General features: G+C 59.0%; 13 protein-coding genes. 3 read left to right on the top strand and 10 right to left on the bottom strand.

What is annotated here, in order from left to right:
- Positions 1-116: 116 nt before the first annotated feature.
- The 4 genes from HU144_RS07930 to HU144_RS07915 form a co-directional block, all read right to left on the bottom strand.
- Positions 117-983 (bottom strand): ABC transporter ATP-binding protein, encoded by an 867-nt coding sequence (locus HU144_RS07930; RefSeq protein ID WP_328284280.1) that lies wholly within the window; start codon positions 981-983, stop codon positions 117-119.
- Positions 984-1,029: 46 nt separating this feature from the next.
- Positions 1,030-1,419 carry a DUF1206 domain-containing protein gene (locus HU144_RS07925; protein WP_235350888.1) on the bottom strand — a complete coding sequence of 130 codons (390 nt, stop codon included), beginning with the start codon at positions 1,417-1,419 and terminating at the stop codon, positions 1,030-1,032.
- A gap of 5 nt (positions 1,420-1,424) precedes the next feature.
- Complete coding sequence (locus HU144_RS07920) at positions 1,425-1,925, bottom strand: DUF1206 domain-containing protein (protein WP_235350887.1); 501 nt, start codon at positions 1,923-1,925, stop codon at positions 1,425-1,427.
- Between the two features lie 714 nt (positions 1,926-2,639).
- Positions 2,640-3,098, bottom strand: coding sequence for a hypothetical protein (locus HU144_RS07915; RefSeq protein ID WP_235350886.1), 459 nt, complete (start codon positions 3,096-3,098; stop codon positions 2,640-2,642).
- 245 nt (positions 3,099-3,343) lie between these two features.
- On the opposite strand from HU144_RS07915, the gene HU144_RS07910 reads away from it, so the two are divergent.
- Positions 3,344-4,735 carry a polysaccharide pyruvyl transferase family protein gene (locus HU144_RS07910; protein WP_235350885.1) on the top strand — a complete coding sequence of 464 codons (1,392 nt, stop codon included), beginning with the start codon at positions 3,344-3,346 and terminating at the stop codon, positions 4,733-4,735.
- A gap of 154 nt (positions 4,736-4,889) precedes the next feature.
- Here HU144_RS07910 and HU144_RS07905 read toward each other — a convergent pair whose 3' ends face one another.
- Genes HU144_RS07905 through HU144_RS07885 form a run of 5 tightly spaced genes read right to left on the bottom strand, consistent with a single transcriptional unit; the run spans position 4,890 to position 11,109 of the window.
- The gene (locus HU144_RS07905) at positions 4,890-6,635 is read right to left on the bottom strand and encodes an ABC transporter ATP-binding protein (RefSeq protein WP_235350884.1); all 1,746 of its coding nucleotides are present in this window, start codon (positions 6,633-6,635) and stop codon (positions 4,890-4,892) included.
- Complete coding sequence (locus HU144_RS07900) at positions 6,635-7,552, bottom strand: ABC transporter permease (protein WP_198396709.1); 918 nt, start codon at positions 7,550-7,552, stop codon at positions 6,635-6,637. The genes HU144_RS07905 and HU144_RS07900 overlap by 1 nt, the downstream gene beginning before the upstream one ends.
- Positions 7,549-8,502: an ABC transporter permease gene (locus HU144_RS07895; protein WP_235350883.1), complete on the bottom strand. Its 954-nt coding sequence runs from the start codon at positions 8,500-8,502 to the stop codon at positions 7,549-7,551. The genes HU144_RS07900 and HU144_RS07895 overlap by 4 nt, the downstream gene beginning before the upstream one ends.
- Position 8,503: 1 nt before the next feature.
- Positions 8,504-10,051, bottom strand: coding sequence for an ABC transporter substrate-binding protein (locus HU144_RS07890; RefSeq protein ID WP_235350882.1), 1,548 nt, complete (start codon positions 10,049-10,051; stop codon positions 8,504-8,506).
- A complete protein-coding gene (locus HU144_RS07885; protein WP_235350881.1) occupies positions 10,048-11,109 on the bottom strand; it encodes a TetR family transcriptional regulator C-terminal domain-containing protein in 1,062 nt (353 codons plus the stop codon). The genes HU144_RS07890 and HU144_RS07885 overlap by 4 nt, the downstream gene beginning before the upstream one ends.
- A gap of 264 nt (positions 11,110-11,373) precedes the next feature.
- Here HU144_RS07885 and HU144_RS07880 point away from each other — a divergent pair, with 264 nt between their 5' ends.
- Both HU144_RS07880 and HU144_RS07875 read left to right on the top strand, forming a co-directional pair.
- Positions 11,374-13,110, top strand: coding sequence for a polysaccharide pyruvyl transferase family protein (locus HU144_RS07880; RefSeq protein WP_235350880.1), 1,737 nt, complete (start codon positions 11,374-11,376; stop codon positions 13,108-13,110).
- 161 nt (positions 13,111-13,271) lie between these two features.
- Positions 13,272-15,212: a CDP-glycerol glycerophosphotransferase family protein gene (locus HU144_RS07875; RefSeq protein WP_235350879.1), complete on the top strand. Its 1,941-nt coding sequence runs from the start codon at positions 13,272-13,274 to the stop codon at positions 15,210-15,212.
- 259 nt (positions 15,213-15,471) lie between these two features.
- Here HU144_RS07875 and HU144_RS07870 read toward each other — a convergent pair whose 3' ends face one another.
- Positions 15,472-16,824 carry a polysaccharide pyruvyl transferase family protein gene (locus HU144_RS07870; protein WP_235350878.1) on the bottom strand — a complete coding sequence of 451 codons (1,353 nt, stop codon included), beginning with the start codon at positions 16,822-16,824 and terminating at the stop codon, positions 15,472-15,474.
- Positions 16,825-16,912 lie beyond the last annotated feature (88 nt).

The raw sequence follows: 16,912 nt of genomic DNA, 5'->3' as shown, positions 1-16,912 counted from the left end.
TTTACAGCCGCTTGCCGCTCTGCATCTGGAGGACCTGACGGAACGCTCCCAATGCTGATGCCGCAGGCTGTTCGTCTGTACTCGTCGCCGATTATTGGCTAGACCAAGCAGCCCCCTCAGAACTTCGGCACGTCGGCGATGAGCATGCGGGTGTATTCGTGCTTCGGGTTCTCCAGCACCTCGGCGGTGGGGCCGTAATCGACGATCGAGCCCTTGTTGAGCACTGCAAGGTTGTCAGCGATATGGCGTGAGAGCGCAATAGTGTGCGTCACGAAGAGCATCGCCAGCTGGTGTTCCTTTCGCAGTGTGCGCAGCAGCCCAATGATTGAGGCCTGCACACTCACGTCGAGTGCCGAGGTGATCTCGTCACAGACCAACACCGATGGCTGGTTAACCAGTGCGCGGGCGATCGCGGCTCTTTGCCTCTCACCACCGGACAGGTCGCCCGGGCGGCGATGGTAGAAGCTGCGACCCAACCGCACCGAGTTCAAGGCCTCTTCGACCTGCGCCTTCCGGGTCGCTGCGGTGCCCTCACCGCTCATCTCCAACGACACGGTCAGTGACTGGCCGATGGACCTGCGCGGGTTGAGTGAGGAGAACGGTGACTGGAAGACGTACTGGATGCCGACTCGCTGTTCGTTTGTCCGCTTCCTCGTCGACTTCGCCAGCTCCGTTCCGCGCAGTGCCACGGTGCCGGAGTAGTCATCGTTGAGGCCGGCGATGCAGCGCGACAAGGTCGTCTTACCCGACCCTGACTCGCCCAAAAGCAGCGTGCAGTCACCGGGTTCCGGAGTGAGGCTGATCCCGTCGAGGATCTGGGCCTTCCCGTAAGCCAGCACCACATCCGTGGTCTGCAGCAGCGGTGCATTCGCCGAGGCGGCTGTGCCGTCGGCAGAATGCGCTCGACCCTGCGCTCCTGCAGATTCGGTCGCGTCCTTCGGCCCACCCGTGGAGACGAGAATGTGAGTGGCCTTGCGGGCCATCCCGCTGGCTATACGAAGGGCGTTCCGACGGCGTCATGATGACAGGTCAATAGTCGTTTGCCATCGTCCCGATTTTCGCTCGACAGGCCAGGAAGAGGCCATAGCTGATGAGCCCGACGCCCGCTGCGTTCAGCAATTCGGGGCCGAATTGTTGCTGGCGCATGGTTTGGAATACGGCACCGATGCCTTCAGCCTTCCTCGGAACGAAGGCAAGCGCGGAATAGGCCACTAGCACTCCGGCGAAACAGACGATTGCGCCTTTGGCTATATAACCGATGGCGCCGAGGACGACGGCTGTCCGCCCGAACCCTCCGTCGATGGTGTCCAGGTTCTTCCGATGGCCGCGCCGAATGCCTTTGACGACGAAGAACACACCAAAGCGGAATATCACTGCGACGACGGCAGCCAGTATCAGACGTCCTTGAAGCGTTTGCATCAGTTCTAGGCTGAGGTCTGATTTTTTGCGCGGCTTCTGCTGCTGTCCGACACGCCAAGCGCGAACATCGCAGTGGCAACCGCGAGAGCGATATAGATGACGGTCAGGCGGATCGAACCCCCTTTTTGAACAACGCGGTGGCGTGTGGTCCGGTACCGGTGACCGAACACGACCTCTAACGCTTGCCAAACTCCCAGCGCTGCGAAAGCCAAAAACGCCGCCCAGAGCACGATGAACCCCTCGGGCACGTTGGCGATATCGGTCATGACGCTGGCCTGGCTCGGCCTCCCACTGTGGCCGCTCGCGACGCGGATCGAGGTAGCGCCGATCAGCACGCGGAGCAGCCCGTTCATTGCGAAGCCGGCTCGCGCTATCACCTCGAAAGTCTTTGAATCCGTGGCCGCGCCCGCGGCGGCGGCGCCGGAGGTACTCATCTTCGCCGCGCGATCGCTGCAGCGTGCTGCCGGGCCTTGAACCGAAGGTCCGTCGTGGAGAGCTTTTGCCACACAACAGCACCGCGGACGACCGCCATTCCGGCGGCGACTCCGAGACCGAATGATTACAGCTGTGGCGCATTCACACCCAGAGACTGCGCATCGGCCGCGACCATAATCCCGCGTTGGCTCGTAGAAAGCCTCCGCCGGGCCAGCCACGTTTCGTGGGCAGGGGCTCCAGAGAAGATTGAGCACGTTCGCCCATACCGTGATGAGCGAGGTCGATGGCGATCTCACCGCGTGGAATGATCGGCAGATGTACAGACGAGCCGAATACCTCCACCGTAATCGTGGCCACGCTTTCACACAGATATGGCAACACTGTCATCACACGGACTTCGTTGGTGAAATGTCTGACTGTCCTTTCATCCATAACGAACCCGTGCTCCACCTCGTACTCACCCGGTCCTCGGGCGCAAGGACCTGTGCGCGTGCTCTGATCGCGTCGCTTCCGAGGTCGACGATAGGCGATCGTGGACACTGCCGAACACAGGGCTCGAAAGCGGTGATTCGGCTACCGCGGATCCGACGGTCTGATCAGGGCAATCGGCCGGCTCACCCAGCTCACCCGGCAGGAGTTCGCGGGTGACTTGGCAGGTGCGGTCAGGGCTTCCCGCAGAAGGTGACCTGAGTGCTCGGCGGTCAGCTGGCATCTCAGCCCAGATCACCGCAGCGGCTTCACCGTAATGACCGGCGCCGGGGTGGATCGACGTTCGGCTGACCCGACTACGCCTGAGCGACGTCTTTCGCAACGCCCTCATGGTCCAGCTCCACGGCAATATTGCCCCGCGGAATGATCGGAATATACAGCGCCGTTCCGAACACTTTCGCAGTGATCGTGGCCATTCCCTCACGGAGATAGGGCAACACGGTCATGACAGCAACTTCGTTGACGAACTGTTTGATCGACCGACTGCTGGGGTCGGCCCCTTCGGACACAGAATACTTGCCGGCTACGCTGACGACGGCCTCGGCGACTGCCACTTCTGCCGTGGCTTTCAAGCGAACACCAAAACCTTCTGAACCTTTTCTGATCTGGACTTCGATCGAGGTCTCTCCGCCCTCGCCGACCGGCCCGGAGTCGAAACGGCGCGCGGACACTTCGTGAAACTCCACTGATTCAGGTTGCACTTGGTCGACTAAAGCTCGGACTTCAATTAGATGGTCGTTGCCTTCAAACGCCATTGAGGGTCACCTCGCAAGCCCGACGTCGGACTGTTTGACGGTGCGCCAGGAATCACGAGCGGCTGACACGCGGATTGAGTCCGCTCACTGAAGCGGTTCGATGAGGTAGGTGTGTCTTGGTTTGGGTTGGATCCGTTGCCGGTGCCCTGTTCATACTCTCTAGTCCACTGATCAGTTAGACTCGCTCGCAGCTCGTCTAGAATCCCTCGCTTCTCATTAGCAGATAACTTGAAGGTGTCCAACACATGGCCTCGTCACTACGAATTGCAACAGTGTCCTATGTCGACGACAATTTCGGCGACAACCTCATTGGCACCAGTTTTCTCGCGTTGCTCGAAGTTGCTCTGGAGAACTATGGCCTTAGCTCCGACGACTATGAGCTCGTTCCGCTGTCGCTGAAGGGCTTCGAAAAATCTCAACTCGAACGCTGTGATGCCATCTTCTTTTGCGGCGGTGGGCTCTTCGGCCAGTCATATCTTGGATTCTACGAGTATATGGACCGGATCACCGCCGCAGCCGACGAGCGTGGGATTCCCGTGGTGTTCTCCTCGATGGGCTTGAACAACATGGGTGCCGACGATAGTCGAGTCGACGCTATAGCCAAGATCGTGAACAAGAACTGTGTCCGAGCTCTGTCTATTCGCGAGAATCTACCTCTTTTCCAAGAAGTAGCCAAGGACGCAACATTCGAGGTGCGACAGGTTGCGGATCCGGCAACTTGGACCAAGTTTGTCTATGGAATGACTGACGTCGTTCCCGATGGCACGATCGGGATCAATGTAGTCCGCGGCGGATTGTTCAGAGCTAACCAGCGTGACTGGGGACTCTCGCAGGAAATGTCGTACCTGGCCAACCTTGTCACTCTCGCAGAATCCCACGGCATGACCCCCAAGCTGTATACGAATGGGAGCTTGGGAGACAACAATACTTTGCGATTCTTCGCCAAGAAACACGGTCTCTCAGATGAGCAAATCATCCTCCCGCAAACGACCCGAGAGGTTGTCCAGGCGATCGCGACCCGATCAAAAATTGCATCCATACGAATGCATTCCTCGATCATCTCCTACTCGTTTGGCATTCCTACTGTCGCTCTGGAGTGGAATGACAAACTGCCCCATTTCTACGAGGCAATAGGACACACGGAGCGCGTGCTTCCGTTCGATAAGTGGAATGCTGAACAAACATTCCAGATCCTCGATCAGGCAAGTTCGGCGCCCGAAGATAACCCCAAGTACACGGCCTATCTGATGTCCACGTACAACTACATACATGAGGCGTTAGGCGCCCATGTGCTTAATACGAACGCCAGTGTACAAAGGTATGCCTTCCGGTCAGTCGCGGACTCTCTGGTGGCTAGGTCGCAGATCCTTGATACGGATGAGTTCGACCTTCGCCGTAAACTAGGGAAAGCTGAAAGGGCGTACCTCAAGCAGTTCACATCAGAGCGCAAGAATCGGACGACGTTGGGCACGCTCACAAAGAAGGTTGACTCCCTGTCGTCAGAAGTTGACTCCCTCTCATCAGAAGTGGAGTCACTCACTCAGCGGAACGCAGAACTTCAGACAGAGATCAATCGACGTTTCTCGACTCGACTCGCGGGGTACGTAAGACGGGTAGCGCGTCGTACCGGCCGCTGATCGGACCCGTCATGCACCCGGCGCAGTTATCTGAGCCGGGTGCGGGACACCGGTGGTCCGGTGTAGCTGCGGTAGGGGCTGTCCTAGTCCATACATGAGCTATCCGACTGGGACTGTGCTGCGACGCCAGAAGGCCGCGCAGCTCACAGACGCTTCAGAACTTCGGCACGTCCGCGATCAGCGTCCGCGTGTACTCGTGCGTGGGATTCTCCAGCACCGAGCCGGTCGGACCGTAATCGACGATCACTCCCTTGTTGAGCACCGCGAGGTTGTCGGCGATGTGACGTGAGAGCGCAATGTTGTGCGTGACGAAGAGCATCGCCAGGTGGTGCTCCTCGCGCAGAGTCCGCAACAGGCCGACGATCGAAGCTTGCACACTGACGTCGAGTGCCGAGGTGATCTCATCGCAGACGAGAACCGACGGCTGGTTGACCAGCGCTCTGGCGATCGCAGCCCTCTGCCGCTCACCGCCGGAGAGGTCGCCCGGCCGACGATGATAGAACGACCGGCCCAGACGCACAGCGTCCAAGGCCTCTTCGACCTGCGCCTTCCGACTTGCCGCCGTTCCCTCACCGCTCATCTCCAACGGCACCGTCAGCGACTGCCCGATCGAACGCCTGGGATTGAGCGAGGAGAACGGCGACTGGAACACGTACTGGATGCCCACACGCTGTTCGTTCGTGCGCTTGCGCGTCGACTTCGCGAGCTCCGTCCCGCGCAGACGCACTGCACCGGAGTAGTCGTCGTTGAGTCCGGCGATGCAGCGCGACAGAGTCGTCTTACCCGACCCTGACTCGCCCAACAGCAGAGTGCAGTCGCCGGGTTCCAAGGTGAGGCTGATGCCGTTGAGGATCTGCGCCTTCCCGTAGGCGAGCGCCACGTCCGTGGTCTGCAGCAATGGTGCGTTCGCCGAGGTGGCTGTGCCCTCCGCAGAGTCCGCTGTGCCCTCAGACGACTCCGACTTTGACGGCCCTGCCACTACGAGGATGTGTGTGGCCTTGGGCTCGGGCTCTGGTTCCGCTGCCGCACCTTCGCCGATGGTCTTGCGACCGGCAAGGTCCGGCACGGCGGACATGAGCATCTTCGTGTACTCGTGCTGAGGGTTCTCAAGCACTGCGGTCACCGGGCCCTCTTCGACGAGGTCACCACGCAGCATCACGGCCACCCGGTCGGAGATGTCCTTGATCACCGCAAGGTCGTGGGTGATGTAGAGACCGGCGACATTGTTCGCCACAGTCATCTGCCGAATCGTATCGAGGACGACGGCCTGCGTGGACACGTCGAGACCGGTCGTGGGTTCGTCGAGGATGAGCACATCGGGGTACATGGCAAAGGCCATGGCGATGCCGATGCGCTGCTGCTGACCGCCGGAGAGCTGGTGCGGCCACCGCTTCTGGTATGCCTTGTCACCGGGCAGTCCGACATCGACGAGAACTGCGGCCACCCGCTCGGTGCGTTCGGCCTCGGAGTTGCCGAATTCGTGGATGTCGAGGACCTCACGGATCTGCTCGCCCACACGCATCGCTGGGTTGAGCGAGAGTGCAGGGTCCTGGGGGATGTAGGCGATCCGCGACCCGCGCAGGGACCGCACGGCCACCTCGTCGAGTTCGACCACCTCGACGGCGGTGTCATCACCGCGGGGCCACAGGCTCACGGACCCGGAAGCGAACTTCAGGCCTTCCCGGAAGTGGCCCATGCAGGCCAGACCGGCCGTGGTCTTACCCGATCCCGACTCCCCCACGAGGCCGAGGATCTCGCCGCGGCTGAGCGCGAAGTTCACGCCGTGGAGGATCTCATTACCAGCAGTCGTCGCGATCTTCAGATCGGTCACACGCAGAACGATCTTCTCATTGGGAAGGTTCGCATCATCATGATGGACGGTGGCTGTCTCGGTGGTCATCATGCCTCCACTGACGTCGATGCGGTGGCCCTGGCGAAGGAGTCCGCAAGCAGGTTGGTGCCGATGGTGAGCAGCGCGATGGCGATCACCGGCAGCAGCACACCCCAGGGTTGGATGCTCAGCGCGATCCGGTTCTCGTTGATCATCAGGCCCCAGTCAGCCGCGGGCGGCTGCAGGCCGAGTCCCAAGAACGACAGAGACGCGATGTAGCCGATCGAGTAGGTCAGGCGCAGCCCGGCCTCAACACTCAGCGGCCCGGTGATATTGGGCAGCAGCTCACGCAGCAGCACCTTCCACCGCGGCATCGCATACATCTCTGCGGCGAGGATGTAGTCCTCGGTGATGACGCCCAGAGTTGCTGAACGTGCAACGCGGGCGATGCGTGGGGCGTGGGTGACGCCGATGACGGTCACCAGCACCCACCCTTGTGGACCCAGCACGGTGATGGCCAGCAGCGCGAACACCAGCTGTGGGACGGCGAGGATGACATCGTTGAGGCGCATGATGATCGCATCGAAGGTCCCTCCCACATAGGCTGCGAGCATGCCGATGATCGCGCCCAGAATCATGCCGAGCGCGGTGGCAAGGACCGAATACACGATGAGGGTGAGTCCACCGGCGAAGAACCGGGAGAGCACATCGCGGCCGAGGTTGTCCGAACCGAAGAGCCCATGTGGGCTGAAGGGTTTGGCGACGAATTCGGTTGCCGTGTTGCCGGTGGCCCAGGGCAGCAGCAGCGGTCCGCAGAAGGCCAGGAGCAGGACGATGATGGTCAGTGTCAGACCGATCTTGCCCTGCTTCTGTGCCAGCACGCGCTTGAAGAACGGCGTGTAGGTGGTCTGTGATTCCTTGGGCACCTCACCACCGTCGACCGCTGCGGATTTGAGGTCGTCGAGGCTATTCGTGTTCGTGCTCATGCTGCACTCCTCAGCTTCGGGTTGGTGAGGATGCCGACGACATCGGCCGCCAGGTTCACCACGACGTAGACAGCGGCCACAAGCATGGAGATCGCCTGCACGACCTGCACATCACGGTAGGTCACCGCATCGATGAGCGCTTGGCCCAGACCGGGATAGCGGAACAGGAACTCGACGACGACCACGCCGCCGGCCAACCACGCCAGCTGGATCGCCACGACCTGCGCAACCGGTCCCAGCGCGTGGGGCACAGCATGGCGCATGATGACACGTGTCTCGGGTACGCCTTTGAGTCGGGCCATCTCCACAAAACCGGAGTCGAGGACTTCGATCATCGTCGCGCGCATCATCCGCACAATGTAGGGCGTGACGACGAGGATGAGGGTCAGGGTAGGCAGGATGAGCTGCTCGGGTCGACCCCACACGGGTTCGCCCGGCGGAGCCAGGGTCACGGCCGGCAGAATCTGGAAGACGGAAGTCGCGAAGATCGCGATGAGGCCGATGCCGATGACGAACTCCGGCATGGCCGCGAAGACGAGGCTGAGGCCCGTCATGGCCTGATCACGTCGGCCACCACGGTGCAGCGCTTGGTAGACGCCCAAGCCGATGCCCAGAGGCACTGAGATGATGGCGGCTGCGGCCATGAGGATGAACGAGTTTCCGACTCGCTCGCCGAGAAGCTGCGCCACGGAACCGCCGCTGGCCGTCGAGGTGCCGAAGTCGCCGACGAAGAGTCCACCCAGCCAGGAGAAGTACCGCTGCCAGGCAGGCTGGTTGAGACCCAACTGCTCATTGAGGGCGGCGATGCGCTCCGGGGTGGCCTGCTGGCCGAGAATGGCTCGAGCCGCGTCGCCGGGCAGCAGCAACGTGGCGCCGAAGACGAGGAGGGAGACTGCGAGGAGGATGAAGGCGGAGAAGATCAGCCTACGTCCGATGACTTTTCCGAACATGTCACACCTTTCCGATCCATACGCGGTCGAACCGCCAGCCGCCCAGGGGCCGCCCGGTGGAGTTCTTGACCAGCCCGCCGACGTACTTCTGGAAAGCGTCGACCTGGTTGGCGAATCCCCACACGATGTAGCCGCCTTCGTCGTAGAGCATCTTCTGCAGTTCGTGTTCGCCGTCGCGTCTCTTCTCGACCTCGGGAATGCCGCGGACCTTGTCGAAGACCTTGTTGAAGGCGGGGTCGTCCCAGTGAGTTTCGTTGAACGGCGACTCTTCGAGAGCGCAGGAGATGACCTGCGGCAGGAAATCTCGGGTGTACCAGAAGTCCTGCGCGAAGTCCCACTGCAGATATTCCTCGCCGAAGAACGTCGTCGCGTCGACCCTGCGAATCTTGACCCGGATGCCGGCCTCGGCGGCCTGCTGAGCGAAGACCTGAGCGGATTCGACGGCACCGGACTGAATCGGTGCCGTCACCAACTCGACGTCGAGACCATCGGGGTAGCCCGCCTCGGCGAGGAGCTTCTTGGCTTTCGGAATGTCCTGCTTGCGCTGCGGGAACTCGGGATAGTTCTCGCTCAGCGGCCCGAACATGTCGTTGCCGACGGTGCCGAAGCCGGACAGGACCTGTTCGATCATCTGCTCCCGGTCGACGACGAGGCGGAAGGCCTGGCGCACCTTGACGTCGTCGAACGGCTTCTTGTCCACCCGCATGGTCAGCGGCAGCCACATGCCGGTCTCGGAGTTGAGAATGGCCATGCGCTCATCGGCGGCGATGACCTCGACCAGTGCCACAGGGATCTGCGCGATCGCGTCGACCTGGGTTGAAAGGAGCGCGTTGATGAGTGCGTCTGAGTCGTTGAAGTTCAGCAGCTGCACCTCGTCGAGGTACATCTTGTCGTAGTCGAAGTAGTGCTCATTGGGCACGAGCACCGTCGACTGGGCCGGGGTGAACGATTTGAGTTTGAATGGCCCTGAGCACACGGGGTTCTCCGGGTCGTAGCCTTCAGGGACGATCGCCGCGGTGTATTCGGCGACTGCGTCCTTGAACAGTCCGTTGGCCTCACTGAGGTGGAACTCCACGGTGCGGTCATCCTTGGCGACGACTTTGTCGAGCATGGAGAAGTTCGCTGCCGCGGTCTTGGGATCATCGGGGTCCGTGATCCGCTTGAAGGTGAAGATCACATCGTCCGGGGTGATCGGACTGCCGTCGGAGAACTTGATGCCCTGCTTCAGGGTGCACGTCCACATGGTGGCGTCGGCGTTGGATTCGAAGGACTCCGCCAGCAGCGGCACGACCTGAGAGTCGTCATCCCACCCGTAGAGCGCGTTGTACAGGTTCACGGCGCGGCAGACGTCGCCGCTGTTGACCGGAATGTGGGCGTCGACGGTATCCGCGGAGTTGCCGCCGGTGACTCCCACGCGCAGGCTTCCGCCCTTGATTGGTTTCCCTGCGTCGGCGGCACCGACGGAGCCGCCCCCGCAGGCGCTCAAGCCGGCGAGTGCTGATATCGACAGCCCGGCCCCCAGCGCTTGTCTTCGATTCGGTGTGTTCATGTGCCTTCTTCCTGCGGGTGCGGTGCGGGTCGGTCAGGTGTCGTGGTGCCAGGCGAGTCCGTTGCGGCCAGGACCTGGTCGCGCCCGGTGGCCGCGATGTGTTCGCTGAGATAGTCATCGAGCATCTGCAGCGCTTCGGCATCGGTGATGCTCATCTGACCCGTGCTGCGTGCAACGCCGAGCCCGTCGATGAAGACGCTCAGGCCCTTGGCCATGAGGATGGTGTCACCGGCGCGGATGGTGCCCACCTTCTGGCCGGCGAGGACGACGGAGGCGAACATCTCGAACCACTCCGAGTACACCTCGGTGAGGGTGGCTCGGGCGTGCTCGTCAACGGCAGCCCGGGCCCAGCTTTGGACCCATATGGACCAGACGCGTCGGATCTTGTCGTTGACGCCGGCGTGGACGCGCGCGAATTCGCGCAGAGTCCTCAAAGGATCTTCGGGATCGATCAGCCCGCGGATGCCGGAGAGGACGTCGAGGGTGTGGCGCAGTGTGGCCTGCAACAGCTGCGCCTTGGAGCGGAAGTGATAGTTGACCGCCGAGGTGCTCAGCCCACTGGCCCGCGCGACATCTTCCGTACGCACATCGTCAACACCCCGGTCGGCGTAGAGCTCCCAGGCCGCGACGACGATCTTGTGCCGGTTGCGTTTGCCCTTCGACATCCACTCCCCTGCCCCAGTCTTCGCCCGGTCCGGCAATGGCTCGGGTAAGTCCCGCGACGCCGCGCTGCCACCAACTCCAGCGGTCTCATCGGTTCTGGTCTGTGCGCCTCCTGGGACGGCGTGGAAATGTGGAACAGTCGCTCGCCGAGGTGGCTGTATCGACCGTCCGGTCGTGAGCCAGTCCGTACTGACGTTGGTCAGGGAGGCGATACCCGAGATCTCCTCGACCCGGAAGTTCCGTGTCCCAGCCAGAGACTTGGAGAGTTTGCTCGGCTCGATGCCGATGCTGCGGGCGACTTCGCTGTGGTTGATTCCAGCAGTTCGGATCGCGTCACGGACACGGCTCAGCAGGGACTCCTGGCTGTTGCCTGCACCATTGCTCGTCTCAACCACCACTACATTCTGCACAGAAGTTGCGATTTTGGCAATAGTTACTGGGGAGTTTGTTAGTTTTTCGTGATGTTGTCGCCTGACGGAACCTGTGCCTGCCTTCCGAGATTCGGATGCATCTGGTCGCAGCGTGTTGGGACGTTCCTTACACGTCGGGCTCATTGCATAAACGCGCCCAGGTGAAACTCGAGCGGGTCTACCGCATCTTGGTTGCCTCTCGTATGAGCTAGCTACTCAACTGTTGTAGTCTCGCGAAGGGGGCGATCAATGAAAATTGGCCTCATTGGCATTAACCGCTACGCGGACTACCTCAATTTTGCCTGCAACCTGCATGCCTTCGCCTTTCAGCAGTATCTGACGAACCGCAGCTATGACGCGACTTTCGTTGACTACAAGCCAGTCCATTTTGAAAATATGGACCTTCGGGAACCAGCCAAATTCGCGGAAGCCAAGTACCGATCAACCATCGCGGCAAAAGCCAACTCACCCGCCGCAGTCAAGCAGAGAAATGCGGACGCAAGAAGATGGACCGAAGTGGCGATGGGCTATCGAGCACCAACTGAAGAGCGCAAGGCCCGTTACGACAAGTTCGAAGCGTTCATATCCGAGAACATGGGCTTCACCGCTGAGGTGTACGATTCGGACCTGCTCGAAGTCGAAGATCCCGGAATAGACTGCTACATCTGTGTGACAGCCGTCATCTGGCAGCCCTGGCTACCCGACTACTCGTTCGATCGCGGGTACATGCTTGGCAGCAAGGCGTTTGAAGGCAAACCCAAGATCGCCTATGCACCAAGCAGAGGTGCACGATCCGATTTTGAGCCAGAGTCCGCCAAGGAATTCTTCAATTACCTTGAGGATATCGATTCGATCAGCGCTCGAGAACGAGACTTCAGTCAGTACATAGAAGAGAACACTGGACGAACCGTACCGACTGTGGTCGACCCTGTTCTTCTGCACGATCAAGAATTCTGGACCAAGGTCGCGATTCCTCCACCAGAACAGAAGTACGTTCTTCTGTATTACGTCATGGAAAGATCCACTGACACAGTCGCAAAGGCCGTCGAATACGCCAAAGCCCACAGCCTCACAGTTGTAGAGCTCTCCGACCGGCCGCTCCCGCACGGAAAGTTAACTGATCCCGGAGTCAGACACGTACCACGCTACGACGTTTCCGCAGAGGAGTGGCTCGGTTACATCGCTCATGCCGATGCGGTTTTCACAAATTCATTCCACGGGTGCTGCTTTTCACTCATCTTCGATACATTGTTCTTCGTCTGTAGACGTAACGGGAACAAAGTGCCGAACTTCCTCTCCGAGTTCAGTCTCACAAGCCAGCAGTTTTCTCCCGAAGACAGCGTTGCAAACCTCGGCGACACCGTGGATTTCACACGGGCTAGAACGCATTTGGACAATCGCCGCAGGCAATCAGAAGAGTTCCTCCTCACCGCCCTGCATGAGGCAGAGGCGTCAACTGGAACCTCGTCAACAGCCGATAGATCAAGGCTGGAAGCTAGGCGTAGGGAGATCACCTATACGACACACTTCCACAGCGGGGCTCTGGTCAATTCCAGCAACACCACCGCGGTAGGGATCAGCGAGAATCATCAGCAAGGGCTCAAGGTAAAGAAGCTGAAGAGCGGCGCACTAGAATATTCGACTCCAGGATCAATCAACAGCAACGACGGCACCGGAACGATGGGGCCAAACCTGTTCCAGACGCCCACACATCGGCTAGCTGGGTGGACCCTCCGATTCAGAATAGACAACCGGTGGTTCTGGTTGCTCAACGACGGCACAGTGATACACGGAGACACCAAGGGAGCCGACCTTGATTATCGAAAGATGGTGCTTGACGACGGGGGCCGGATTCCACACGTACCAGTTAATAGCGTTTCCTCGGCAGTCTTCGTCGCAAGATGGCGAAAAGTCTATATAGAAACGTCGAAACCATCGGTGAAATCCAAATTCGTTGAGCTCAAGAACAAATTTTCGACTAGGTAGTGGTCACCACCCGCAATCATCGCGAACTCGCGAACTGCGTCTGGCTTAAGCAGGGTCTCGTTCTCGCCTGTAGTGACGTTGGCACACCCCGATATCAGCCAGAGGATCACCGTAAACCGCTATACTCGGGAAGATTCGACTAGGCGAAAGGACGCTGCTGGATGAACCAGGATAATTCTCTACTTCGCGATGCATTGGAAAGCGCGGATTTGAATTCCGAGCTCGACCCCGAAGAATTCTGGGAGAAGCCCCTCGGTAAGAACGCCAAGTCGAAAGGAGTCCGCGATCAGTACGCAAGAGACAGCATCGATGCTCCCGTCAACACAAAGGTGATCTTCTACGAGTCCATGTCGGGCGCCCGCATGGGCGACAACCCATATGGGATTTTTGAGTACCTAAGAGCACACCCTGAGCATGGTGAGTTTCTGCACGTTTGGTCCGTTGACGCTCGAGGAAGCATCGCTCCAGAGTACGAGAACGCCTCAGACGTAATATTTGTCCGCCGCAACACTCGTTCCTACACGTATTTCCTAGCCTCCGCTGGTTACGTTGTCTGCAACGCAAATCTGCCGGTCTTCTATACACGTCGAGAGCGGCAGAAATATTTGAATACTTGGCACGGAGTGCCCTACAAATCTCTAGGCCGCAATACGCCCAAAGCACGATTCGGCTCTCCGGTGGGAAATGCCACATTCACAAAAGCAACACATATTCTCACCCCTGGTAAGTTCACCACAGATAAGATCATCTCGGCGTACTCAATGAGGGGTGTCTCCAATGCAGTGATCGCCGAGATCGGTTACCCACGGGTCGACCGCACACTGAACGCGGATGAGGCTCAGAAGACACATCTACGCGAATCGCTCGGGCTGGAGACTCACGGTTCACCCGGAACATACCGCCCCACGGTCCTCTACGCACCCACGTGGCGTTCGGAGAATGACAAAGACGTCGTCGACACCGATCAGCTAATCGACGATCTCAAGGCCATGTCCGGTCCGAATATTCAGTTGCTGTACCGTGGCCATCATCGGATGGACCGATTGATCAAAGACGCATCCGTCGGGGACCAGATCGGCAACATCATCATCCCGCCCCACGACATAAGTTCGAATGACCTGCTCTCTGTCGTCGATGTCCTTATCACCGATTTCTCGAGCATCTTCTTTGACTTCCTCCCCACCGGACGCCCAATCATCCACTATCTCTACGATGTTGAGAACTATGCCCGCACTCGCGGCGTCAATCTCAGCGTCGACGAGCTGCCGGGCAACGTTGCCATTTCACGCAATGAGCTACTAGAGGCCATCGGGTCGGTAGCTGCCGAGGTCACGCAGCTTGGTCCGGACTTTGACTTTTCGTCACGGCCACTCCAGGGCAGTCAATACCAAGCAGCCAAGGAGCGCTTCTGCCCTCACGATGACGGATACGCCTCTAAGCGCGCAGTCAATTTTCTCTTTGAAGACAGTACCGAAGGCGTCCAGCTTCGCAATTCGCACGGCAAGCGACCGACCGCCGCTTTCTGGGCCGGAGACTTGCGCCCCGGCCCACGAGCCACCAACTTCCTCCAGTCATTGATGCAATCGGCTGCTTCGCCTCTTGAGCAGACAGTGCTTATCGTTGAACGCAATGCGTCCATTGGAAAGGAATCCATGGCGCAGATCAAATCATTCGGAGATGACATCTCCACGTACTCATATGAGGCCGAGTCCCCTGTCGTTCTGTCAGACGAGGCAGCGGCCTTCAACGACTTCTCGAACCAATACTATGTGGATTTCGAGACAACGCAGTCCCAGTTGGCAAAAAGCCCGTCTCTGCGCAAGATCTTCTCGCGAGAGTATCGTAGACGTCTGGATGATGCGAAGTTCGACAACGTATATCTCGCAGCAGACCTTCCCAACGAAGAGTTGGCACTTGCATATTTCGCCAGCTCTGGCACCGTAACGACGGCAGACAAGTGGAAAGCTCTTTCAACACACGTCAGCACCTCTAAGGAACGGGCAACGGCTTACGTGCTCCCTTATGGAACGCGAAGACGAAAGCTCATCTCACGGTCGTACCGGTGGCTGCGCAAGCGAGCTGGTTTCGGACAACGATCTTAGCAATTCGAACGTAGCTCACCCTAGACCTCGTGGGTACCCCGTCTCGCAGCAACCGCCGGTGAGCGGTCGGCTGCGCCGAGCTTGGATTTGTGCTGGAAGAACGGTGACGAATTCAGGCGCCGGTGATAGTGGAGCTCAATCGACTACGAACTGAACGGACAGTAGTCCACGCGAGGTTCGACCCCTCCAGACTCAGAGATCACTGCTCAGCAGCGCGAACCGCGACCACAGCCTCGGTCTCGGCTTTGAGAGAAGACGGTTACGCCACAACTTTGCGCAGCATCCGCTTCATGCGTTGTTGAACTCGTTGAACTCTTGGCAGAACCCGCGCCTTCTTCGCTACGACGTTGTGCGCTTTCGTCTGATTGGCGTAGAAATCATATGAACGTCTGAGTTTTCGCTGTACTTTCGCGCGATATTCACGCAACGGTGTCTTCGAACTGCGTGGTAGCGCCTCGACGACTTCGTCCAAAGAATAGGGCTCTACCGGCTCGTTCGGTGAGAGGACGCCCTTCACTCCTGCGAACAGCGTTGCGTAAACGGTGTACAGATAGTTGTCGTCTTTCTCCACGCCCCCGTTGAGTGCAGCCTCCACTGCCGAGACAATGGAGCGCGGATTCCATTCGTCCGGGCTGATCGCGCGTTCGGCATATCCGACTTCTTTGTAGAATTCTGTCACCTTGAAGTTCCAGGACAAGCCCACGGAAGGCGTACCTAGAGCGAATGACGTGATACTTGCGTGCAATCGGTAGGCGATCACTGCGGTGCACTTTCGCAACTCGTGGATCAGCTCGTCTGGGGAGTTCACCGCGAATGTTACGTTCTTCCCAGGGACACCATGTTGCCGCACTAAGGAATCGAGGAATATCTCATCCGTAAAGTGCCCAGTGGTGAATAACCGATACCCGTACCCTCGCTCCTCCAACAGCTTGATCACGCCAAGCCAGAGGTCCTGTTGGTCACGCTCTGAAAAATCGATGCTGTTGTCAGCAAAGATTCCGCCGCGAGTAACGACCAACCCAATCGTCGGCACACCCTGCTTGGCAAAGGATGCGGGCAGCTCCCCGACCTTTTCGAATACCCTGTCCGCAAACACTGCGGGATCGGCGACAAGGGAAGTCGATATCTGGGATCCTTCCACATACTTCAATACCGACTGCAAGTCATCTCTGGTAGTGATCTGTCGAACGACCGGAAGATTCAGAGCTTTCTTAAGGGCCTGTGAACGAGGATCATCTTCTGAGTACGGTTCGACCCCGATGCTTGAGAACAGCGTCGGGACTCCGTATTCTTGCGCAAGTTCCACCGTTCGAATCGTCCTGCGGTAGAAGGACTGATATTTGTAATTGAAGAGTGGGGCTCCCCCGAAGATCAACAGATCAGCATTCGAGATTGCTTTTCTCGCGGAAAGCAGCAATGACTCGTCGCCCGTCTTCAGATACTTCTTGCTGATGATCCCGGCCGCACGACTCGATATTTCAAAAGAGTCCTCGTCGAGGCGCAAATTCGTTGCGACAGTCTTCAACAGGCTGATGACTGAGGCCTCAATTATTTGATCGCCTACGTTGTCAGAGTCTCTATTGGTCAATAGAAGGATTCGAGTCTTCTTCACTTCTGCTCTATTCGTAGAGTCGGCGCACGCATCGTCATTGCTCCGCATTCTTCGGAGACTTGAGCTGCCCCAGGAATGCACGTGTACG

The organism is Brevibacterium sp. UCMA 11752 (assembly GCF_021532235.1).
Lineage (GTDB): Bacteria > Actinomycetota > Actinomycetes > Actinomycetales > Brevibacteriaceae > Brevibacterium > Brevibacterium antiquum.
Note: the sequence above shows the minus strand (reverse complement) of the source record. Positions and strands in the feature narration are given on the sequence as shown.

Coding starts and splice junctions, on each gene's coding strand:
- HU144_RS07930 (WP_328284280.1), bottom strand. CDS start 983: ATGGCCCGCAAGGCCACTCACATTCTCGTCTCCACGGGTGGGCCGAAG.
- HU144_RS07925 (WP_235350888.1), bottom strand. CDS start 1,419: ATGCAAACGCTTCAAGGACGTCTGATACTGGCTGCCGTCGTCGCAGTG.
- HU144_RS07915 (WP_235350886.1), bottom strand. CDS start 3,098: ATGGCGTTTGAAGGCAACGACCATCTAATTGAAGTCCGAGCTTTAGTC.
- HU144_RS07910 (WP_235350885.1), top strand. CDS start 3,344: ATGGCCTCGTCACTACGAATTGCAACAGTGTCCTATGTCGACGACAAT.
- HU144_RS07905 (WP_235350884.1), bottom strand. CDS start 6,635: ATGACCACCGAGACAGCCACCGTCCATCATGATGATGCGAACCTTCCC.
- HU144_RS07900 (WP_198396709.1), bottom strand. CDS start 7,552: ATGAGCACGAACACGAATAGCCTCGACGACCTCAAATCCGCAGCGGTC.
- HU144_RS07895 (WP_235350883.1), bottom strand. CDS start 8,502: ATGTTCGGAAAAGTCATCGGACGTAGGCTGATCTTCTCCGCCTTCATC.
- HU144_RS07890 (WP_235350882.1), bottom strand. CDS start 10,051: ATGAACACACCGAATCGAAGACAAGCGCTGGGGGCCGGGCTGTCGATA.
- HU144_RS07880 (WP_235350880.1), top strand. CDS start 11,374: ATGAAAATTGGCCTCATTGGCATTAACCGCTACGCGGACTACCTCAAT.
- HU144_RS07875 (WP_235350879.1), top strand. CDS start 13,272: ATGAACCAGGATAATTCTCTACTTCGCGATGCATTGGAAAGCGCGGAT.